Origin of the sequence: Mycolicibacter minnesotensis (assembly GCF_010731755.1) — a bacterium.
In the GTDB taxonomy this organism is placed as follows: Bacteria; Actinomycetota; Actinomycetes; order Mycobacteriales; family Mycobacteriaceae; genus Mycobacterium; species Mycobacterium minnesotense.
On record NZ_AP022589.1, the window covers coordinates 828522 to 848892 of the forward strand.

19 protein-coding genes and 1 pseudogene are annotated in these 20371 nt (G+C 68.2%); 15 read left to right on the top strand and 5 right to left on the bottom strand.

Going from position 1 to position 20371, the window contains the following annotated elements; translation table 11 throughout:
• Nucleotides 1-39 precede the first annotated feature (39 nt).
• Nucleotides 40-3552, bottom strand: a complete 3513-nt coding sequence (car, locus tag G6N09_RS04100; protein ID WP_083023650.1) for a carboxylic acid reductase — start codon at nucleotides 3550-3552, stop codon at nucleotides 40-42.
• A 199-nt stretch (nucleotides 3553-3751) separates the two neighbouring features.
• On the opposite strand from car, the gene G6N09_RS04105 reads away from it, so the two are divergent.
• Both G6N09_RS04105 and G6N09_RS04110 read left to right on the top strand, forming a co-directional pair.
• Nucleotides 3752-4543: a phosphatidylethanolamine N-methyltransferase family domain-containing protein gene (locus G6N09_RS04105; RefSeq protein ID WP_083023649.1), complete on the top strand. Its 792-nt coding sequence runs from the start codon at nucleotides 3752-3754 to the stop codon at nucleotides 4541-4543.
• An 87-nt stretch (nucleotides 4544-4630) separates the two neighbouring features.
• A pseudogene (locus G6N09_RS04110) lies at nucleotides 4631-5239 on the top strand (carboxymuconolactone decarboxylase family protein); the annotation flags it as partial.
• Between the two features lie 4 nt (nucleotides 5240-5243).
• On the opposite strand, the gene G6N09_RS04115 reads toward G6N09_RS04110, so the two are convergent.
• Nucleotides 5244-6143, bottom strand: coding sequence for a sigma-70 family RNA polymerase sigma factor (locus G6N09_RS04115; RefSeq protein ID WP_083023939.1), 900 nt, complete (start codon nucleotides 6141-6143; stop codon nucleotides 5244-5246).
• Nucleotides 6144-6153: 10 nt separating this feature from the next.
• Nucleotides 6154-6744, bottom strand: coding sequence for a TetR/AcrR family transcriptional regulator (locus G6N09_RS04120; RefSeq protein WP_083023647.1), 591 nt, complete (start codon nucleotides 6742-6744; stop codon nucleotides 6154-6156).
• A gap of 69 nt (nucleotides 6745-6813) precedes the next feature.
• Here G6N09_RS04120 and G6N09_RS04125 point away from each other — a divergent pair, with 69 nt between their 5' ends.
• The 9 genes from G6N09_RS04125 to G6N09_RS04165 all read left to right on the top strand — a co-directional run bounded on the left by G6N09_RS04125 (nucleotide 6814) and on the right by G6N09_RS04165 (nucleotide 15424).
• Entirely contained in the window at nucleotides 6814-8220 is a 1407-nt protein-coding gene (locus G6N09_RS04125) for an ABC1 kinase family protein (protein WP_083023646.1), read from the top strand.
• Nucleotides 8207-9367 (top strand): cytochrome P450, encoded by a 1161-nt coding sequence (locus tag G6N09_RS04130; RefSeq protein WP_083023644.1) that lies wholly within the window; start codon nucleotides 8207-8209, stop codon nucleotides 9365-9367. The genes G6N09_RS04125 and G6N09_RS04130 overlap by 14 nt, the downstream gene beginning before the upstream one ends.
• A 22-nt stretch (nucleotides 9368-9389) precedes the next feature.
• Nucleotides 9390-10400 (top strand): SMP-30/gluconolactonase/LRE family protein, encoded by a 1011-nt coding sequence (locus tag G6N09_RS04135; RefSeq protein WP_083023642.1) that lies wholly within the window; start codon nucleotides 9390-9392, stop codon nucleotides 10398-10400.
• Between the two features lie 68 nt (nucleotides 10401-10468).
• Entirely contained in the window at nucleotides 10469-11704 is a 1236-nt protein-coding gene (locus G6N09_RS04140; RefSeq protein WP_083023639.1) for a D-alanyl-D-alanine carboxypeptidase family protein, read from the top strand.
• Nucleotides 11698-12093 carry a DUF4345 domain-containing protein gene (locus tag G6N09_RS04145; RefSeq protein WP_083023637.1) on the top strand — a complete coding sequence of 132 codons (396 nt, stop codon included), beginning with the start codon at nucleotides 11698-11700 and terminating at the stop codon, nucleotides 12091-12093. The genes G6N09_RS04140 and G6N09_RS04145 overlap by 7 nt, the downstream gene beginning before the upstream one ends.
• A 45-nt stretch (nucleotides 12094-12138) precedes the next feature.
• The gene (locus G6N09_RS04150) at nucleotides 12139-13548 is read left to right on the top strand and encodes a sugar porter family MFS transporter (protein WP_407662681.1); all 1410 of its coding nucleotides are present in this window, start codon (nucleotides 12139-12141) and stop codon (nucleotides 13546-13548) included.
• Entirely contained in the window at nucleotides 13545-14669 is a 1125-nt protein-coding gene (gene nagA / locus G6N09_RS04155) for an N-acetylglucosamine-6-phosphate deacetylase (protein ID WP_083023634.1), read from the top strand. Before G6N09_RS04150 ends, nagA begins: the two co-directional genes overlap by 4 nt.
• Nucleotides 14670-14678: 9 nt before the next feature.
• Nucleotides 14679-14966, top strand: a complete 288-nt coding sequence (locus G6N09_RS04160) for a GNAT family N-acetyltransferase (RefSeq protein WP_083023633.1) — start codon at nucleotides 14679-14681, stop codon at nucleotides 14964-14966.
• Between the two features lie 2 nt (nucleotides 14967-14968).
• Entirely contained in the window at nucleotides 14969-15424 is a 456-nt protein-coding gene (locus G6N09_RS04165) for a carboxymuconolactone decarboxylase family protein (protein WP_083023632.1), read from the top strand.
• Here the strand turns inward: G6N09_RS04165 and yhjD are convergent.
• Together yhjD and trpS are read right to left on the bottom strand one after the other, a co-directional pair.
• Entirely contained in the window at nucleotides 15390-16316 is a 927-nt protein-coding gene (gene yhjD / locus G6N09_RS04170; protein ID WP_083023631.1) for an inner membrane protein YhjD, read from the bottom strand. The two genes, G6N09_RS04165 and yhjD, sit on opposite strands and share 35 nt — an antisense overlap.
• A complete protein-coding gene (trpS, locus tag G6N09_RS04175) occupies nucleotides 16313-17332 on the bottom strand; it encodes a tryptophan--tRNA ligase (RefSeq protein WP_083023630.1) in 1020 nt (339 codons plus the stop codon). The genes yhjD and trpS overlap by 4 nt, the downstream gene beginning before the upstream one ends.
• A 78-nt stretch (nucleotides 17333-17410) precedes the next feature.
• On the opposite strand from trpS, the gene G6N09_RS04180 reads away from it, so the two are divergent.
• The 4 genes from G6N09_RS04180 to G6N09_RS04195 all read left to right on the top strand — a co-directional run bounded on the left by G6N09_RS04180 (nucleotide 17411) and on the right by G6N09_RS04195 (nucleotide 20366).
• Complete coding sequence (locus tag G6N09_RS04180; RefSeq protein WP_083023937.1) at nucleotides 17411-18022, top strand: TetR family transcriptional regulator; 612 nt, start codon at nucleotides 17411-17413, stop codon at nucleotides 18020-18022.
• Complete coding sequence (locus G6N09_RS04185) at nucleotides 18019-18678, top strand: enoyl-CoA hydratase-related protein (protein WP_083023629.1); 660 nt, start codon at nucleotides 18019-18021, stop codon at nucleotides 18676-18678. Before G6N09_RS04180 ends, G6N09_RS04185 begins: the two co-directional genes overlap by 4 nt.
• Nucleotides 18679-18852: 174 nt before the next feature.
• Entirely contained in the window at nucleotides 18853-19704 is an 852-nt protein-coding gene (locus G6N09_RS04190; RefSeq protein WP_083023628.1) for a ferredoxin-like domain-containing protein, read from the top strand.
• Complete coding sequence (locus G6N09_RS04195; RefSeq protein WP_083023627.1) at nucleotides 19701-20366, top strand: precorrin-8X methylmutase; 666 nt, start codon at nucleotides 19701-19703, stop codon at nucleotides 20364-20366. The genes G6N09_RS04190 and G6N09_RS04195 overlap by 4 nt, the downstream gene beginning before the upstream one ends.
• Nucleotides 20367-20371 lie beyond the last annotated feature (5 nt).

Sequence of the window (20371 nt, forward strand, 5' to 3'; positions counted from 1 at the left end):
TCTGCGAGTCAACGTCTCTAGGGAGCAGGCTCCCGCACGTCAGCCGAGCAGGCCCAACAACCGCAAGTCGCTGAGATATTTAGTGATGATCGGGGCCGAGATGTGCGGAATATCGTGGTCTGGGCCGATTTTCGCCGCTTGGACCGCTGCCCGGAATCGGGTGGCCGGCACCAGAGATCCCGCGATGGGCACCCGCGGCTGCCGATAGTTGCCCAGCAGTGGCAGCAGTGAGTGTTGGCGCAGCCTGTCCGGCAGCGCCCGCAACGCGGTCTCGAACCGCTGCAGCCAGGTCGCGTAGTCGTCGATGCGACGAATCTCCGGGTCGGCCGCGATCAGCCAGTCGGCGTACTCGTCGAGCCCGATACCGTCGTCGTAGGGGTTGGCCACGTGGAAGGTCCGGTACCCGGCGTCGGACTGTCGTCCCAGCGTCGAGACCGCATCGGCCACGAACTCCACCGGCAGGCCGTCATAGTGCGCACGCTGCCGGTCCCCCTGCTCGTCTGGCTCATAGAAGGATCCGGGCGCGGTCCCGGTGAGCGTAAGGCTCAGGATCAGCCGGGTGAAATTGTCCGGCAGATTCAGCTGGCCGGCGTAGCTGGTGTCGGCCAGGATCATGTCGCAACGGAACACCACGACCGGCAGGCCGCACAGATCGTTGGCCTGTCGGAGCAGGACTTCGCTGGCCCACTTGCTGTTGGCGTACCCGTTGGCGTGACTGTCGCCCAGCTGACGGCTCGGGCTGATGGCGCGGATATCGGCGTCTTCGGTGAACAGCGCCGGCGGTATCTGATCGCCGACCGCCACCGTCGACAGGTAGAGGTAGGGCTTGAGCCGACCGGTGATCGCGATCTTCAGCAGTTCGGCGGTTCCACGCACGTTGGGCACGAACAACTGTCGGTACGGCAGCACGTGGTTGACCAACGCCGCCGGGTCGATGATCAGGTCGACGGTGTCGGCCAAGCGCTGCCAGGTTGCCGCGTCGACGCCCAGGTCCGGCTCGCCCTTGTCGCCGGCGATCACCTCCAGATGCTCGGCGGCCAGCTGCTGATAGTGCGCCAACAGGTCGGCGTCACCACTGTCGAAGACCTGGTCCAACCGAGCACGACCCGCGGCTGCATCGCGGGCGCGCACCAGACAGATCAGAGTGCCGCCGATCGGCGCCAGCCTTTCCAGCCACTGCAGGGCCAGATATCGGCCCAAAAACCCGGTGGCGCCGGCCAACAGGACGGTATGCACCTGCCCTGTCGGTCGCGGCAGCGTCGGCGCCGCCGACAGCGTGGCGGTATCAAGGAACTTGTCCAACGCAAGATCGTCGGCGTGCAGTTCGGCGGCGTCGGGGCCGTGTACACCGGCGTAACTGGCGTGGTGGGCGCCGGATTCGCGCTGCGCTTCGACGTAGCCGGCGATCGAGCGCAGATCGCTGGTCGGCCCGACGATGACACCGACCGGCACCTCGACCCGCACGATCTCATGGAGCAGATTGGACAATGTCAGTGCCGACAGGGAGTCGCCGCCCAGATCGGCGAAACGCGCCTCCGGAGTCAGTTCGGTGGTACTCACACCGAGCAACGCCGCGGCAGCCCGGATGACCGTCTCTTGCACCGGCCGGTCGGCGACTCCCTCACGCAGCGCCTGCAGTTCGTGATCCCGCCGCGCGGACACGTCGTCATAAAGCTGCTCGAGTCGCGCGCCGTAGTGCTCTTTGAGTTTGGGCCGCGCCGGCTTGCCCACGGCAGTCAGCAAACCGTTCTGCGCGGTGAACGGTTCTGTCTCGATGAGGAAGTCCCGCGGGATCTCATAGGTTTGCAGCCCAGCGCGTTTCACCGCGTCCTGCAGCGACTGGCGGATCAGCGACTCCAGCGAACGCTGATCGTGGGCGGCCAGTGCTTCCTCGGTAGGAACTACCACCGCCACCAGGTGGGAGCGGGCGCTGTTGCCGTAGACGTAGATCTGATGCACCAGCGGGCTGTCGCCGAACACCCCCTCCAACTTGGAGACGGTGACGAATTCGCCCTGCGACAGCTTGAGCACGTCGTTGCGCCGGTCGACGAAGGTGAACTCGCCGGGCGCCACTTCGGCCAGGATGTCGCCGGTCAGGTAATAGCCGTCCGCGTCGAAGACCTCGGCGGTCTTGTCCGGCCGCTTGTAGTACCCGGAGAACTGACTGCTGGACTTGACCGCGAATTCGCCCCGAGGGTGCGGCCGGTCGGTACGGAAGTAGCCCAGTTCCGGAATGTCGACGAGTTTGTAGGAAGTCACCGGCGGGCACTGCACCCGGCCGTCGATCATCAGCAGGACCGACTCGGTCGACCCGTAGGTCTCGGTCAGGTGGATACCGGTGAAGGTTTCCACCCAGGCTTTCAATTCCGCCGAGATCGGTGCCGAGCCCGTCGATGCCACCACATATCGGGCACCGAGCAGGTCGCGACGCTGCTGGGTCATCACCTGCTCTTCGACTGCGATGCGGTCGCCGTCGTCGCTCGCGCGTTGTGTCATGGCGCGACCGAACTCCTCGGACAGCATGTCCCATACCCGGGGCACGAAGTTCAGTTGAGTCGGCCGCACCAGGGCCAGGTCCTCGAGGAAGGTGGAGAAGTCACGGGAGCTCACGAAATACGCTGTGCCGCCGGCGCCGAGGGTTCCGTAGAGCATGGACCGGCCCACCACGTGGCTCATCGGCCGGAAGTTGAGCGTGATGCTCGGCAGGTCGTGGCGCAGTCCGGCCGGTGCGATCCCCCGCCAGGCCAGGGTCACCAGCTGCTCGGAACACATGACACCCTTGGGAGCCCCGGTGCTCCCCGAGGTGTAGAGCACCGCGACCATCGGGTTGTCGGCGAGCGCATCCCGGCTCGGCGCGGGCCGGTCTTTTCCGCGCTCCATCACCTCGGCCAGAGTCTCCAACACCGCCGAGCTGCCGGCTTCGGTCAACCGTTGGCGCGCCGCGGCGATCGCGTCCCGGTGATCATCGATCTGCGCGAGGTAGTCGAAGACGACGATCCGCCGCAGTGCCGTTGCGGCGGCGGCGACCTCCACCGCCTTGGGCAGGTCTTCTACGCTGACCGCCAGCACCGTCGGCTCGGTCTCGGCGATGATGTGCTGCAGTCCGGCGGCGGCCGTCGTGTACTGCACCGGCACCGCCACCGCACCCAGCACAACCAGTGCAAGGTCGACGATGGTGTAGTCCACGCTGGTAAATCCGAGTACGGCGACCAGATCCCCCGGCTGCACCGGGTCACCGGCCAGGCCGCCGGCCACCGCGTCCACACGCTCAGCCATCTCGCGGTAACTGATGGTCGTCAGGCCGGGCTGAGCCTGTGCCGACGTGCGGCCGGTAACGGGGTCGGTGATGAACCGGTAGTCGCGCTGTCCCAGCGCTGGGCGCTCGGCGTAGCCCTCGAAGACGGTGCGCACCAGCTGCGGCAGCCTCAGTCCGGGGCGGTCCGTCTGCGCCCTGACCGCCTCGCTGGGCCGAGCCGCGGCGAATTGCGGATCTGTGGCGTACAACTCGCTGATACGACGTGCCATCCACTCCGGTTGGGCAGCGGTCGTCATATGTTCTCACCCCAGAATCTGTCGGAAAAACCAAGCGGCCGTGGCCACCTCGACGAAGTGGTCAGACTACCGGCAACTCCGCCGGAAGGCGGGACATCTCGTGCCGGACCGAGGCCCAGCGCAAGCTGCTGGCGGCTCTCCACTTCTTCGGGTTCCCCGCTCACCGCGGTGCGGCACCGGCCGTGATAGACCACTAGGCATGCACTGGTACACCGGAAACACCGTCTACGACACCGTCCTGACCGCTGCGTTCGCCTTCGCGGCGTTCGTGATCGTCGGCGGTTTCTTCGGCCAGAGCTCCTACGGCCGGTTCTCCACGACGAAACTCGGCCTGAACCTGAACCCGAAGTTCGGTTGGTGGTTGATGGAGATCCCGGCCACCGTGGTGTTTCTGATCGCCTACCTGAGCGGGCCTGCCCGCTTCGAGCCGACGTCGCTGGTGCTGGCCGGGATCTGGGCACTGCACTACGCCAACCGCGGCTGGTTCTTCCCGCTGGCGATCCGCCAGGTGCCCGGCAAGCGCAGCAGCTTCAATATCTCGGTGGTGGTGATGGGCATGCTCGTCACGTCCATGCACGGATTCCTCAACGGCGCGCTGTTCAGCCACAACTACTTCGGTCGATACGGCACCGAGTGGCTGACCGACCCGCGGTTCCTGGTGGGCCTGGCGGTCTACCTGTGCGGCTTCGCACTGCTGGTCAACTCCGAGTCGATCGTGCGCAATCTGCGCGACAAGCACGCGCCTGGTGGGGCCGAGTACCGGATCCCGTTCGGTGGCGGATTCCGCTTGGTCACCAGCCCGGCCTACCTCGGCGAGATGATCGCCTGGACCGGCTTCGCGATCCTGACCTGGGCGCTGCCCGGCGTCGCCATCCTGCTGATCACCGCCGGCAACCTGATCCCCCGTGCCCTGGGCACCCACAAGTGGTACCAGGAGAAGTTCGTCGACTACCCGACCGACCGCAAGGCGCTGGTTCCGTTCCTGATCTGAGGCGCGTCCACCCCGCCGAGCGTGAAGCCACCTTCACGGTCACCCGCCGAGCGTGAAGCCACCTTCACGTTGGGCGGAGGGGTGTTGTCACACTTCGGCGAGCCGTTTCGTCTATCGGGTATGAGTACGCAAACACGAATCGAACCGCTGTCCCCTCGCAAGACCAATCCGCTGGTGCGGGCGATGTACCGCTACACCAGGCGACGCTTCGGAGAGGTCCCGGAGCCCTTCACCGTGATCGCACACCACCCGCGGCTGCTGCTGGCCAACGCCGTCCACGAGGGTCTGCTGCAGTCCGCGTCGCGCACGCTGCCTGCCACGGTGCGCGAACTGGCGGTGTTCTGGGCAGCCCGGACCATTGGCTGCTCGTGGTGTGTCGACTTCGGTGCCATGTTGACCCGGCTTGAGGGCCTCGACGTCGAGCGCCTCAAGGACATCGACGATTACTCGAGCTCGCCCCTGTACAACGAGGACGAAAGGGCCGCGATCGCCTACGCCGACGCGGTCACCACCGACCCGCACCGCGTCACCGACGAACAAGTGGCCGATCTGCGGCAACGCTTCGGTGACGCAGGCGTGATCGAGCTGACCTACCAGATAGGGATCGAGAACATGCGGGCCCGGATGTACTCGGCGCTGGGTATCACCGAGCAGGGCTTCAATTCCGGGGACGCCTGCCGGGTGCCGTGGGCCTGACGAATCAGCGAGGACGCAGCGGCGACGCGCTGAACTTGTCCGGGTTGGCGATATCCCAGATCGCCACCACGCGCCCGTCGCGAACCGTCATCGCGGTGACCCGCGGTAGCAGCTCGGCAAAGCCGTCGGTTTCGGGCGCGCCCGGCGTATAGGCGCCGAGTTCGCCATTGACCAGCGCCAGCTGGTTGGCGGTGATCAACGTCGGGCCGTAACGGCGCGCCAAACCCAGCAAGAACCGGGCCACCTTCTCGGGGCTGCGAATGACCCGCGCCGCAGTCGGGGCCCGGCGATTCGCGTCGCCGGTGAACGTCACCTCGGGGTGCAGCAGGGCCACCACGGCCGCCAGGTCGCCGGCGGACATCGCGGCCATCAGCCCGCCGACCGCCTGATCATGTCGCGGGTCGCGGGATGGTGGCGGATCGACGTGGACGGCTTTGCGGGCCCGCGATGCCAGCTGGCGGGCCGCGCCTTCGCTGGTGCCCAACACCGCGGCCACCTCGCCGAACGGCATCGCGAACCCGTCGTGCAGCACAAAGGCCACTCGCTGGTCGGGGGTCAGCCGCTCCAGCACCACCATCGCCGCAAATCGGGCATCTTCGCCGGCCACCACGGCCGCCAGTGGATCGGAGTCGCCGACACCGGTGACCACGGGCTCGGGCAGCCACTGCCCGACGTAGGACTCGCGGCGTCGCGGCGCAGAGCGGAGTCGGTCGAGACCCAGGCGACTCACCACCGTGGTCAACCAGGCTCGCGGGTCGGTGATCTGGTCGCGTTCGGCGGCGTCGAAACGCAACCACGCGTCCTGCACGATGTCCTCGGCGTCGGCAAACATGCCGGTGAGCCGGTAAGCCACCGCCAGCAGATGCGGCCGCAGCGCCTCGAAGTCCTCTACCGACGCCGTCATCGCCACCAGCCTAGGCGCGGATGCGTACCGCCAGCAGCGTCGTCCATTCGGAGAGGTACTCCTCGTCGGCCAGCTGTGCGCCCACGCCGCGATAGAGCATCCGCCCGGCCCGGTTGCCCAGCAACGCATTGACCGCCACCACGGCGATCCGCTGGGCGTCGGCGGCGGCCAGGTGCGGGGCCCACCCGGCGATCCAGTCGGCCAGCTCAGCACACAGGCCGTCTACCAGCGCGGCATAGGCGGCTGCCACTCGGGCCGACTGATCGGCAGGCGTGCGCGCGGCGATCTGCAGCAGCTGCGTCTCCTCGTCGAGTACGGCGAACAGATACCGTCCCAGCAGGGTCAACTCGGTGTCCAGATCCCCCAGGCCGGCAAAGAGTGCCCGGACGTCACGCATGGCGCCGCGGCGGTCCAACTGCCGGTCGATTCCGGCGGCCAGCAGGGCTTCCTTGGATTTGAAGTGGTGGTACAGCGCACCGGATCCCGGCGCCAGGCCGGCAGCCTTCTCGATCTGGGCAACGCTGGTCGCGCGGTAACCCTGCTCGCTGAACAGCCGCATCGCCTCGTTGACCAGACGGTCCCGCGTTGTCGTCTCCACCATTGACCATCCCAAAGTAAGCACTTAGTGTTGCCAAGTGATCACTTTAGCAGTCGTCGACGGGGGGCCACGATGAGCGATTCCGTGCCGCGGGGCCGAGTTCGCCGCACCATGCCGCTGGCCGGATTCACCGCGCGCGCCGCCGGGGGGCGAGTGGTGGCTGCGCTGCGCGCCAAGACCGGCGATGCCGGGGCAGTGGAGAAGTTTCACGAGCGCACCGCAGAGCGATACGCCGAGCTGCTCGGCCACTCCAAAGGTGTGCTGATGAAGGCCGGTCAGATGTTCTCGCTGATCGACGCCGGCGCGGTGGGCGGCGGCGAGTTGTCGCCGTACCAGCGGGCGCTCACCAGGTTGCAGGCCGATGCCCCGCCGATGCCGCCCGAGCTGGCTCGGGAGGTTGTGCAGGCCGATTTGGGCCGGCCGGTCGAGCGAGTGTTCGCCGAGTTCACCCACGAGCCGATGGCCGCGGCATCCATCGGCCAGGTCCACCGCGCGATCCTGCCCGACGGGCGGCCGGTGGCGGTCAAGGTCCAGTACCCCGGCGTGGCCGAAGCGATCCGCGCCGACCTGGCCAACACCGAACTGCTGACGACGGTGATCCGATTCGCCTCGGCGGCCACCGGACCGATGCCCGACCTGCGCCAGAGCGCCCGCGAGATCTCGGCGCGCATCACCGAGGAAATCGACTACCGACACGAGGCGGCCAACATCACGGCGTTCGCCACGTTGTATCGCGATCATCCGTTCATCCGGATTCCCGAGGTAGTTCCCGAAGCCTCCGGCGACCGCGTCCTGACCATGAGCTACCTCGACGGACTGGACTGGGCCGCGGCAAAGCACGCCGACCAAGACCTGAAGAACACCTGGGCCGAGGCGATCTCTCGGATGGTGACCGGCTCCTACCGGCACGCGAGCATGTTCCATGCCGACCCACATCCCGGCAACTACCGATTCGGACTCGACGGGACGGTGGGTTTCGTCGACTTCGGCTGCGTGAAAGTACTTTCCGAGTCGTTGCGGCGCGGACTGGTTGAGACACTACGTTTCGTGCTGGACGACGACCGGCCTGCGCTACTCGACTCGATGCGGGCCAACGGCTTTCTCACCAGAGAATCCGCCCTCACCGGCGACCAGGCGTATCAATGGTGGGAACAGGTCGTCCACGAGCTGCTGGAGCCCCAACCGGTGACCTACTCCCCCGAAACCATCGGCCGCGCAGTGCGATCCCTGCTCGACGTCCGCGGCGCCGAGCATCCGCTGCGACACCTCTCGGTCCCGCCGGACTTCGTGTTCTTCTCCCGACTCAACCTGTCGATGAACGCGGTCTTCGCCGCGTTGGGCGCCACCTTCGACGCTCGATCGGCCGTCGACGACATGGACGGTGCTGCCGAGCCGTCCACCGAACTCGGTAAACGCCACGTCGCTTGGGTTCTCGACCGCGGCCTGCCCTTCGGATTGGACGATCATGACGCGGCCTGAAGTCGCCGCACCACGCCTGCCGTGGAGCGCCGTCGATCCCTATCCGTTCTACGAGTCCCGGCGCAGTCAGGGTGACGTGGTGTGGGATGACACCGCAGCAGCATGGCTGGTCCTGGGCTACCACGCTGCCCGCGAGGTGCTGAGCGGTACCGGCTGGACCAGCGATCCCCTGGCCAGGCCGAGCGCAGTGGCCGCGGTGAACGCAGCAGGAACCCAATTCGCAGGGCGGTCAATGCTGTTCACCGACGGCGCTATCCACCAACGATTGCGCGGGTCTATGCGCGACGTGTTCACCCGCTCCTTCGTCTCCGGTCTGTCCACCGGCGTGGAGGCGATCACCGCGGCGGCAGTCGATGCACCGGCCACCGCAGTCCCGTTCGACTTCATGGCCGAGATCGCCCTGCCGATACCTATCGCGGTGATCGGCGAATGGCTGGGCCTCGATGACGTGGGACTTCGCGTGCTGCAGGAGCTTTCACCACCGATCGTGGCGATGCTAGGCACCCTTGCCGACGACGAGATAGTAGGCGCGGGAGCGGCGGCGGCCGCCGAGCTCACAGCCGCATTCCTGGCCCTTGCCGCCGACCGTCGCGCCCATCCCGGTGACGATCTGATCAGTTTCATCGCCGGTGATCCAGACTTGGAACTCGACGAAGTCGCGGTGAACGCGGTACTGCTCGCGGTGGCCGGGCATGAGACCACCGCAAATCTGTTGGGCGCTGGGCTGTTGCGGCTACTCGACCCGCTCGTCGGCCCCGCGGAGGTCACCGCCGCGATGGTCACCGAACTGCTGCGGCTCGACGCCCCCGCTCAGGCGGTGGCCCGCACCGCCACCGTGGATCAGCGGATCGGTGGAGTCCACATCCCGGCCGGCGATCCGGTGCTGGTCGTGGTCGCCGCCGCGAACCGCGATCCCGGCGTCTACGCCGAACCCGATCAGTTCCGCCCCGACCGAGACGGCCCGCCACCGCTGTCCTTCGGCCACGGCGAGCACTACTGCCTGGGGGCGGCGCTGGCCAGGCTGGAGACAACGGTGGCACTGCGTGCCATCCTGGCCCGGGAGCCGCGGCTAGCCGGCCCGGTGCAATGGCGCGACACCCCGGCCATTCGGGGGCCGCTGCGCATGCCGGTGGCATTCGGAAAATAGCGGTTGTGCGGTGTCACCGTCGATGCCACGACACAATGCACCAGTGCCCAAGCCGCCGATTGACCCCGTCCGCTGGCAGCCCCCGGGATCGCGGCCGCTGCCGCCACCGGACCCCACACCGGCTCTGACCCTCGTCGAGATTCCCGGCACCGCCCCCGAAGACGTCGTCGTCGCGGCCGATGGAACCGTCTGGACCGGGGTCGAGGACGGCCGGATCATCTGCGTCGACCCGGCCACCGGCACGCCGCGGGAGGTCATCGACACCGGCGGCCGTCCGCTGGGGCTGGCCTTCACCCACGACCAGCGACTGCTGATCTGCGACAGCCACCGCGGCCTACTGCGCTATGACCCCAGCACCGGCCGGTTGGAGACCCTGGTGAGCGAGGTAGCCGGCAAGCCGCTGACCTTCTGCTCCAACGCGGTCGAATCCAGCGACGGGACAATCTATTTCACCGAGTCCACCAACCGTTTCCACTACGAGCACTACAAGGGTTCGGTGATCGAGGCACGCGGCAGCGGATCCTTGCTGCGCCGCGATCCGGACGGTTCGGTGAGTGTGTTGGCCGAGGGCCTGCACTTCGCCAACGGCGTGACACTGACCGCCGACGAATCGGCGGTGGTGTTCGCCGAGAGCACCGGGAGGCGGCTGTCCACGTATTGGCTGACCGGACCACGCCGCGGTTCGATCACCCCGCTGGTCCAGGAGTTGCCCGGCCATCCCGACAACATCTCCACCGGGCGCGACGGGCGGATCTGGGTGGCGATGGTCTCGGATCGCAATGCCCTGTCGGACTGGCTGAGCCCGCGCGCACCGGTACTGCGCCGGCTGCTGTGGCGGATGCCGTATCGCTGGTTGCCCAACCCGGTCCCGGTGGTGTGGGTGGTCGCCTTCGATCCCGAGGACGGGCGGGTGCTGACCCAGTTCCGCACCGAACACCCCGGCTTCGGACTGGTGACCGGCGTGGTGGAGTCCGGCGGCCGGTTGTGGATGGGCCGGATCGCAGGGCCTGGTCTGGCATATTTTCAGCTGTAACTTCCGTCCCACCAGCCACAGCGTGGCTCCCCGATTTCGCCGCGCCCGTGACTTACCCTGCACACACGATGACTTCTCTGCGCTCGCTGTCTGCCCTGATGGCGGTCGGTTTTCTGGCCACCGCCGCTCCCCTGGCCACCCCTGCGGCCTGGGCGGACCCCACGCCGGGCCGGGGTGCGGGTACGGTCGGCTGCCCCTATCAGGTCAGCACCCCGCCCGCCGTAGACACCTCAGAAGTGCCCCAGGCCGGCGATCCCCCACTGCCGCTTCCGGTCCCGGCCACCCCGGTCGGCGGCGAAGCACTGTCCGGCTGCGGGATCGTGACCGCGCCGGACACCCCGCCCGTGCCCACCGAGGTCTCGGCCGAATCGTGGCTGGTAGCCGACATGGACACCGGCGCGGTGATCGCCGCCCGCGACCCGCACGGGCGGCATCGGCCGGCCAGCGTGATCAAAGTGTTGACCGCGATGGCGTCGCTGAATGAGCTGGACCCCAATGCTGTCGTCGTGGGCACCCAGGATGACGCCAACGCCGAGGGCACCCGGGTCGGTGTTGGTCCCGGTGGCCACTTCACCGTGAACCAGCTGCTGCACGGACTGCTGATGGGGTCGGGCAACGACGCCGCCCACGCCCTGGCCATGCAACTCGGCGGCTGGGACGTCGCGCTGCACAAGATCAATACCTTGGCTGCGCGACTCGGCGGCCGCGACACCCGCGCCGCCACGCCCTCGGGACTCGACGGGCCCGGCATGAGTACCTCGGCCTACGACATCGGTCTGTTCTACCGCTACGCCTGGAACAACCCGGCGTTCGCCAATATCGTCGCGACCCGCACCTTCGACTTCCCCGGCTACGGCGATATACCCGGATACGAGCTGGAGAACGACAACCAGCTGCTCTACAACTATCCGGGCGCGCTCGGCGGCAAGACCGGCTACACCGACGATGCCGGGCAGACGTTTGTCGGCGCGGCAACCCGAGACGGGCGTCGCCTGGTGGCGGTGCTGCTGCGCGGCACCCGCCAGCCCATCCCGCCCTGGCAGCAGGCCGCCCAGCTGCTCGACTACGGCTTCGCGGTCCCGCCCGGCACCCGGGTGGGGACGCTGATCGAACCGGACCCGTCACTGGTGGCGCCCCGCGCCCCGGCCGACGCCCCCAGCCCGCAGGCCATGATGTTGACGCCGTCCGATGACACCGTGCCGGTCCGCGTCGGGGTGGCCATCTTCGGCACGATCGTGGTGTTCGGACTGATCATGGGCGCCCGGGCGGTGAACCGCCGCCCCGGACGGAGCTCGGCGTGGTGATCAAGGCGCTGCGAGCATTCGGCTTGTTCACCGGGCTGCTGTTAATCGGGCTCGGAATCAGCCGGATGGCGTTCTCCCTGGATTCCATTCCCGACGGCCAGGCCGTCAACGCCACGGTGGACAGCGAGACCCGCGCGGCCGGTGCACTGCTCATCGGCTTCGGCGTCGGCTACCTCGAAGCGTTTCGACGCTCGCCGATCCCCGCCGGAGCAGTACGGCTGTTGGCCGCCACCATGGCACTGCTCGGAGTCTCCCGGCTGATGTCCATGGCCGACGTCGGCATGCCACATCCGGCCTTCATCGCGGCGTGCGCCGTTGAGTTCCTCGCCGCGGCGCTGACCTATGGGTATGCCACCTTGGCCGACCGGCGCGACGCGGACGTTGGTTAGCCGGCCCCATCCCCTACCGTGAGCCAGATGGGCCGAATCGGGGAACTGCGCCGCTCCTCGCCGCTGGCGCTGCTGGTGGGCTTGGCCGCCGCGAGCGTCGGGGTCATCTACGGCTACGACCTGTCCAATATCGCCGGGGCCCTGCTGTTCATCGAGCGGGATTTCGGACTGTCGTCCGCGCAGCAGGAGATGATCGCTACGGCCACGGTGATCGGCGAGATCGGTGGCGCGCTGGCCGGCGGGTGGCTGGCCAACGCGATCGGGCGCAAGCGTTCGATGGTCGGGGTGAGCGTGGGCTACGCGGCTTTCGCGCTGCTGGGGGCGGCCGCTACCTCGGTATCGACTCTGACACTGGCGCGGTTGCTGCTGGGCATCACCATCGGAGTTTCTGTGGTGGTGGTCCCGGTGTTCGTGGCCGAGTCGGCGCCGGCCCACGCTCGCGGTGCGCTGCTGGTCACCTATGGCGTGGCCACCGTGATCGGGATCATCGCCGGATACGTGATCGCCTACCTGTTCGCCGGTGCCGGCAACTGGCGGGCAATGCTGGGACTGGCTGCAGTACCCGCGGTGCTGGTGACGTGGGTGTTGGCCCGCGTCCCCGACACCGCCCGCTGGTATCTGCTCAAAGGCCGAGTCGACGAGGCGGAACGCACCCTGCGCCGCATCGAACCCGGCGCCGATGCCCAGCGTGAGCTGGCCGAGATCGGCGCCACCCTGGCCCAGGACCAGGCCGGTGGGCTGGGGGTGCTGCGTGAGATGCTGCGGCCGCCGTATCTGCGGGCGACGCTGTTCGTGGTGACGCTGGGGTTCTTCATCCAGATCACCGGAATCAACGCGATCGTGTACTACAGCCCCCGACTGTTCGAGAAGATGGGCTTCGAAGGCGACTTCGCGTTGCTGATCCTGCCGGCGCTGGTGCAGGTGGCCGCCCTGGCGGCCATGGTCGTCTCCTTGGTGCTGATCGACCGGGTGGGCCGGCGGCCGATCCTGCTCTCGGGTATCACAGCGATGGTCACCGCCAATCTGCTGCTGGTCGCTGTCTTCGCCGCCGGCGATACCTTCGGCAGCGCGCTTGCAGCAGTCAAATTCGGCGGGGTGCTGCTGTTCACCGTCGGCTACACGTTCGGTTTCGGCTCCCTGGTGTGGGTTTACGCCGGGGAGAGCCTGCCAGCCCGGATGCGGTCCCTGGGCTCATCGGCGATGCTGACATCGGACCTGGTGGGCAATGCGATCGTGGCCGCGGTCTTTCTGACCATGCTCACCGCGCTGGGCGGCGCCGGGACTTTCGCGGTGTTCGGGGTCCTGGCGATACTCAGCCTCGCATTCGTCTATCGCTACGCCCCGGAGACCAAAGGCCGCCAATTGGAAGACATCCGGCACTTCTGGGAGAACGACGGTAGCTGGCCCGCGCCGGAAGCCGGGGCGACGACCGCAGACCTCGAGGCCTCGGCATGACCGTGATCGCCGCCGGCACCGTCGTGCTCGACGGTCGGGTGCACCGGCCGGGCTGGCTCGCGGTGGCCGACGGGCGGATCACCGACTGCGGATCCGGGCCGCCCCCGGTACCGCCGAACGCCGATTTCGGGGACGCCGTGGTGGTGCCCGGCTTCGTCGACATGCATGTGCACGGCGGAGACGGTGTCTCCTACTCCGATGATCCGGACCGCGCGGCGGCCCTGCATGCCTGCCACGGCACCACCGGAGGGCTGGCCAGCCTGGTGACCGCATCGGCAGAAGCCCTAGTGCAACAGGTGCGCAACCTGGCGGCGGCGACCCGACGCGGCGTAGTGGACGGCATCCATCTGGAGGGCCCGTGGCTGAGCAGGGCGCATTGCGGGGCACACGACCGCGGACAGCTGCGCGCCCCCGAAGACACCGAAGTCGATGCCCTGCTGTCCGCCGGAGGTGGCGCGATCCGGATGGTCACCCTGGCACCGGAACTGCCCGGCGCCATTCCGACGATCCGACGGTTGGTAGACGCGGAAGTTGTGGTGGCCGTGGGGCATACCGATGCCGACTACGACCAGACCCAAGCCGCCCTCGACGCCGGCGCGACGGTCGGCACGCACCTGTTCAACGCGATGCGCGCCGTGCATCATCGAGATCCCGGACCGGTGCCCGCGCTGTTGGAGGACCCGCGAGCCACCGTCGAGTTGATCGCCGACGGCGTGCACCTGCACCCGAGCATCATCCGCCAGGTGCTGGCCGCCGTCGGGCCAGACCGGGTGGCACTGGTGACCGATGCGATGGCCGCCGCCGGAGTCGGTGACGGCGCCTTCACCCTCGGCGGGCTGGATGTCGACGTCGCCGACGGAGTGGCCCGGCTGCACGGCACCGCGACGATCGCCGGCAGCACCGCCACCATGGACCGGCTGTTCGCGACCGCGGTGCGACTGCTCGGCACCGATGATGCGGCCGTGACCGCCGCTGTGCGCCTGACCTCGACCACTCCGGCACGCACCCTGGGTCTGCACCGAGCCGGCGACCTGGCGATCGGACGTGACGCCGACCTGGTTGTGCTGGATCGGGATTGGCGGGTCGCGCGGGTCATGCGGCGGGGCACCTGGCTCGGATAGGCTGCGGGGATGAGCGAACCGACCGTCACCCACGACAACCGGCAGTTCCAGATCACCGTCGACGGCCAGCAGGCCGGGTTCGCCGACTACATCGAAAGCGGCGATCAGCGGGACTTTCACCACACGGTGATCGACAAGGCGTTCGGCGGACGCGGGCTCGCCAGCACACTGATTCGCGCTGCCCTGGACGACACCCGAGCCGCCGGAAAACGCGTGGTGCCGACCTGTTCGTTCGTCGAGGCTTACATCACCAAACACCCGGAGTACGCCGACCTCGTCGACCGGGTCACCGACTGATCATGACGCGCATCTCCCTCAACAAGCAGTCGGCCTCGGTCTACCAGGCCTACCTCGACGCCGCAGCCGAGGTACAGGCACGCGCCAAAGAAGCCGGGTTGTCCCAAACGGTCCTGGAGCTGGTGAATCTGCGGGTGTCGCAGATCAACGGGTGCGCGTTCTGCCTGAACATGCACAGCAAGGCGCTGCTGGAGACCGGTGACACCGTGCAACGGATCTCGGTGCTGCCCGCCTGGCGCGACACCCAGCTGTTCTCCGACACCGAACGGGCTGCCCTCGAGATCGCCGAGGCGGTCACCTGGATCTCCGAGGCACACCTGGACGACGACGAGTTCGCGCTGCTGCGCGAGCACCTCACCGACGATCAGATCTCTCTGTTGATCTGGGCGGCGATAACGATCAACGCGTTCAACCGGGTATCGATCATGAGCCGCTTCCCGGTGCGGGCCGAGAAGTAGCCTCGTCTGCCGAGGTCGCCGCCCATGCCGTGGCGAACAGAATCAGCCGCGAGGTGACGTAGGCGAACACCAGCAGGCCCAGCACCGGCCCGAACACCGCCCCGGCCGGCCCATTGATCACTGACTGCAGATACACCGAGCCGACCTGTTTGAACAGTTCGTAGCCGACCGCGGCGATAGCACCGGCCTCCATGGCACTGTCCAGGCTCACCGATTCCCGGGGCAACCGCGCGATCATCCAGGTGAACAGCAGCCATGACACGCCGGCCGCCATCGTCAGCGAAGCGACCCGCAACAGTCCACCCAACAAGGTGAAGTCGGGAACACCCATCCAGCGCAGGACATTGCGCATCAGCTTCGGGTCGGCCAGCGCTGTCAGCGCAATGGTGGCCACCATGGCACCGAACGCCCAGACCATGGCGAGCAGGTCTGACAGCTTCGAGGAGACGAACCCCTTTTTCTCCGAACGGCTTTCCCACATCTCCGAGAGCGCCTCGCGCAGGTTGGCCATCCAGGTCAGCCCCACCCAGCCGGCGGTGGCCAGGCCGATCACTCCCACCGAGGCACGCGAGGAGATCGCACTGTCCATCAAGGTGACGAGCTCGGTGCCGAACTCGCCGGGGATCGAGTGCTTGATCCGGCTCTCGATCTGGTCGAGCACTTCGGGCCTGCGCGACAACAGGAATCCACCGACGGAAAAGCCGACCATCGCCAAGGGGAACAGCGCGAAGATCGTGTAGTAGCTCATCCCGGCCGCGAAGAAGTTGCCCTGGCGGTCGTCGTAGCGTACCTGGGCCCGAACCACGTGATCGAACCAGCGGTAGCGCGCGCGTAGCCGGTCGATAACGCCCGGCTTAGAGGGCTTGCTCTGGTCGGTCACGGCCTTGATCATCCCCGGGGCGGAAGTAGTCCCACCCGGTCATACACCCGCGCGAGCGTTGCAGCGGCCACCTCGCCGGCCCGGCTTGCGCCCGCCGCGAGCACCGCCTCCAGCTCGGCCGGGTCGGCGAGTAGCTCATCCACCCGTGCCTTGATCGGCGTGACGAATTCCGCGACCGCCTCGGCGGTCTCCTTCTTCAGGTCGCCGTAGCCGCGGCCGGCATAGCCGTCCACCAAGGTGCCGAGGTCCGCGCCGGTGACCGCAGCCTGAATCGTCAGCAGGTTCGACACCCCTGGCTTGGCCTCCCGGTCGAAACGGATCTCGCGGTCGGAGTCGGTGACTGCCGAGCGAATCTTCTTGGCGCTCTTCGCCGGATCGTCGAGCAGGCTGATCAGACCCGCATCGGTGGCCGCCGATTTGCTCATCTTGGCGGTCGGGTCCTGCAGGTCGTAGATCTTGGCCGTGGCCTTGGGGATCATCGGTTCGGGGACGACGAAGGTCTCCGGGAAACGCGCATTGAAGCGCTGCGCGACGTCACGCGCCAGCTCCAGATGCTGGCGCTGATCTTCACCGACCGGGACCACGTCGGTGTCGTAGAGCAGGACGTCGGCGGCCATCAACACCGGATAGGTGAACAGGCCGACGGTGGTGGAGTCAGCGCCCTGCTTCTGCGACTTGTCCTTGAACTGGGTCATCCGCGACGCCTGCCCGAATCCGGTGAAACAGCCCAGCACCCAGGCGAGTTCGGCGTGGGCGGGCACATGACTCTGCACAAAGACGGTGCTGCGCGCCGGATCGATGCCCAGGGCCAGGTATTGCGCGGCAGTGACCAGGGTGCGGCGCCGCAACGTCTCAGGGTCCTGCGGAACGGTGATCGCGTGCAGGTCGACGACGCAGAAGAAGGCCTCGTTGTCGTCCTGCAGGGCCGTCCACTGCGCGACCGCACCAAGGGCATTTCCGAGGTGGAGCGAGTCGGAGGTGGGCTGGGCGCCGGAGAATACGACGGGACGGGTTCCGGGAGTGCTCATGATGGCTCGATCCTGTCACGCCGACGAGCCGACGAACGCACCTGGTAACAGAGCGCGTGCTCTGTTACCGTGGCGGCCATGCCCCGCCCGCGCGTGTACGACCCCGCGCAGGTGTTGGACGCCGTTGAGGCCTTGGCCGCGCGATCCGGGCCCGCCGCGGTCACGATCAGGGCGGTCGGTGAGGCCACCGGCGCCTCCAACGGCGCGGTCTATCACGGGTTCGGCTCCCGCGCCGGGCTGATCGCCGCGGCCTGGCTGCGAGCCGCCCAGCGGTTCCTGGCAGTGCAGCGCGAGCTGGTTGACGCGGCCCCGGGCGCGGCCGAAGCCGTCGTTGCCGCGGCCGACGCCGCGGTGGTCTTCGCCGACCGTGATCCCGACGCCTGCCGGCTGCTGTTCGCGCTCCGGCTCGACGAGCTGTCCGAAGACGACCTGCCCGCACAGCTGTCTGAGCAACTGCGCGTCGCCGAGGGAGAGCTCGCCGCCCTGCTCAAACAGTTGGCCGAGACGCTGTGGCAGCGTCGCGACGCCGCGGCAGTCGACACCATCACCACCTGTGTGGTCGACCTGCCCACCGCTATCGTGCTCACCCGGAACCGGTTGGGCAACGCCTGCGCCCGCGCCCACCTGCAGGCGGCGGTCCGCGCCGTGCTGTCGGTCGGGCCACCTCCGAGAAAGGATCCACCACTGTGAACCTCACCTATGACGACAAGGTCGCCGTCCTCGACCTCGGCGCTGACGAAAACCGGTTCTCCCCGGACTTTCTCGACGAGATCAACGGCATGCTCGACGACGTGCTGGCCGCCAACGCCGAGGGCAGGGCGCATGGCCTGGTCACCACCGCGGGCGGCAAGTTCTACACCAACGGCCTGGACCTGGATTGGCTGATGGCCAACGGTGATCGCACCGACTGGTACGTGGGGCGGGTGCACGCGCTGTTGGCACGGGTGCTGACTCTGCCGATCCCGACCGCGGCGGCGGTCGTGGGCCACGCGTTCGGGGCCGGCGCCATGTTGGCATTGGCCCACGACTTCCGGGTAATGCGCGCCGACCGAGGCTTCTTCTGCCTGCCCGAGGTCGACATCCGGATTCCGTTCACCGCCGGAATGGCTGCACTGATCCAGGCCAAACTCACCCCACAGGCCCAGGTGGCGTCGATGACGACCGGCCGCCGGTTCGGTGGCGTGGACGCGCAGCGGTTCGGGATCGTCGACGACACCGCGGCCGAGGGTGCGGTGACCCCGGTGGCGACCGAGTTGCTGCGCCCCTTGGCCGGCAAGGACCCGGGCACGTTGGGCGCCATCAAGGCCACCATGTTCGGCCCGGCGGTCGCGGCGCTGGGCGGCTGAGTCTCAACCGCCCCACCCGTCGCCGAAGGGCGGGGGCCTCTCTGTTGCCCGCCTTTGAGCGACAATTCAGTCTGTGTACGCCAAACCCGCCACCGGCAGCGCCGACCCCATGGGTGTTGTCGCGCAAAGGCGGGCAACTCCGCACTGCCCTCCGCCGCGTGGCGGGCGTGACAGATGAGGACGAGGCCCGACCGCTGCCCGGGTGTGCTGCGCCCCTGGGTGGCCGATGACGGACTGCTGGTGCGACTGCGCCTGGTCGGCGGTCGGCTTCAGGCCGGGGCGTTGGCCCGCTTGTTCGAGGTCAGTGCCGAGTTCGCCGATGGCTCGGTCTACCTGACCACACGAGCCAACCTGCAGCTGCGCGGGTTGGCCGATCACGGGGGTGAGCTCGCCCCCGACGCGGTGGTCGCGCTGGAGTCGACCGGACTGTTGCCGTCGCGCAGCCACGAGCTGGTCCGCAACATCCTGGTCTCGCCGCAGACCGGATATGCCGGCGGGCGGACCGACCTGCGTCCGGCGGCCGCACAGCTGGACGCCTTGTTGTGTGCCGATCCACGCCTTGCCGGGCTGCCCGGGCGCTTCCTTTTCGTCCTCGACGACGGCCGCGGCGACCTGCGAGACCGCTCCACCGACGCCGGCCTGGTGGTGCTGAGCGACCGGGAGGCGCAGCTGCGGATCGGTGAAGACTGGGGCGCGGTGATCGCCCTCGAGGATTCCGCCGACCGGCTCACCGAGCTGGCGGTGGCCTTCCAGCACGCCCGCGGCGCACGCCCAGACGCGCCCTGGCATATCCGGGAACTGGCCAGGCCCCTGCTGCCCGTACCGGCCGGAACTGCCCCAGACCCCCGCATCCCGCCCCCGTCGGGTCCGTTACCGTTTGGCATCGTGCCCGGCGGCACCCACGTGTGTGTGCCCGACGGCGTGCTCACACCGGACCGCGGGCAACCCCTGATGGAGCACGCCGAGCTGGTGGTGACGCCGTGGCAGGGTGTCTTCATCCCCCAAGCCCAGGAGGCGAATCGGTGAGCAGGCCCAGGCGCCCGTCTCGGCACTACGACTACATCGACGACGGCCCCGCCATCTACGTCGAATCGTTTGCGACGATCCGGCGGGAATCCGACCTGTCGCACATCCCCGCGGGCGCCGAACGGCTCGCGGTACGGATGATTCACGGCGCCGGCCAGACCGACGTCGCCAAAGATCTGCTGATTCACCCTGAAGCGGTACCGGCGGGGCGGGCCGCACTCGACAACGGCGCGCCCATCTTCTGCGATGCCCGCATGGTGGCCGTCGGGGTGACCGCTGGCCGGTTACCGGCCGGCAACGAGGTGCGCTGCCACCTGCGTGACGAGCGCGTGCCCGAGCTGGCGAAAGAGTGGGGAACCACCCGCTCGGCTGCGGCGGTCTCGCTGTGGGGACCCGAATTGGCCGGTGCCGTCGTCGCGATCGGCAACGCCCCCACCGCGCTGTTCCACCTGCTGGAGATGATCCTCGACGGTGGGCCGCGTCCGGCGGTGATCGTCGGCTGCCCGGTGGGCTTCATCGGTGCCGCCGAGTCCAAGGCCGCATTGGCCGCGCTGCACCACGATCACGGCGTCGACATCCCCTACGTGACCGTGCGGGGAAGACGGGGAGGTTCGGCTATCACCTCGTCCGCGCTGAACGCACTGGCGTCGGACGCCGAATGAAGGGC

Bases quoted from the DNA above. Each gene is read 5' to 3' on its own strand.
- car (WP_083023650.1), bottom strand. From the start codon at position 3,552: ATGACGACCGCTGCCCAACCGGAGTGGATGGCACGTCGTATCAGCGAG.
- G6N09_RS04105 (WP_083023649.1), top strand. From the start codon at position 3,752: ATGCACTGGTACACCGGAAACACCGTCTACGACACCGTCCTGACCGCT.
- G6N09_RS04115 (WP_083023939.1), bottom strand. From the start codon at position 6,143: ATGACGGCGTCGGTAGAGGACTTCGAGGCGCTGCGGCCGCATCTGCTG.
- G6N09_RS04120 (WP_083023647.1), bottom strand. From the start codon at position 6,744: ATGGTGGAGACGACAACGCGGGACCGTCTGGTCAACGAGGCGATGCGG.
- G6N09_RS04125 (WP_083023646.1), top strand. From the start codon at position 6,814: ATGAGCGATTCCGTGCCGCGGGGCCGAGTTCGCCGCACCATGCCGCTG.
- G6N09_RS04130 (WP_083023644.1), top strand. From the start codon at position 8,207: ATGACGCGGCCTGAAGTCGCCGCACCACGCCTGCCGTGGAGCGCCGTC.
- G6N09_RS04135 (WP_083023642.1), top strand. From the start codon at position 9,390: ATGCCACGACACAATGCACCAGTGCCCAAGCCGCCGATTGACCCCGTC.
- G6N09_RS04140 (WP_083023639.1), top strand. From the start codon at position 10,469: ATGACTTCTCTGCGCTCGCTGTCTGCCCTGATGGCGGTCGGTTTTCTG.
- nagA (WP_083023634.1), top strand. From the start codon at position 13,545: ATGACCGTGATCGCCGCCGGCACCGTCGTGCTCGACGGTCGGGTGCAC.
- G6N09_RS04160 (WP_083023633.1), top strand. From the start codon at position 14,679: ATGAGCGAACCGACCGTCACCCACGACAACCGGCAGTTCCAGATCACC.
- G6N09_RS04165 (WP_083023632.1), top strand. From the start codon at position 14,969: ATGACGCGCATCTCCCTCAACAAGCAGTCGGCCTCGGTCTACCAGGCC.
- yhjD (WP_083023631.1), bottom strand. From the start codon at position 16,316: ATGATCAAGGCCGTGACCGACCAGAGCAAGCCCTCTAAGCCGGGCGTT.
- trpS (WP_083023630.1), bottom strand. From the start codon at position 17,332: ATGAGCACTCCCGGAACCCGTCCCGTCGTATTCTCCGGCGCCCAGCCC.
- G6N09_RS04180 (WP_083023937.1), top strand. From the start codon at position 17,411: ATGCCCCGCCCGCGCGTGTACGACCCCGCGCAGGTGTTGGACGCCGTT.
- G6N09_RS04190 (WP_083023628.1), top strand. From the start codon at position 18,853: ATGAGGACGAGGCCCGACCGCTGCCCGGGTGTGCTGCGCCCCTGGGTG.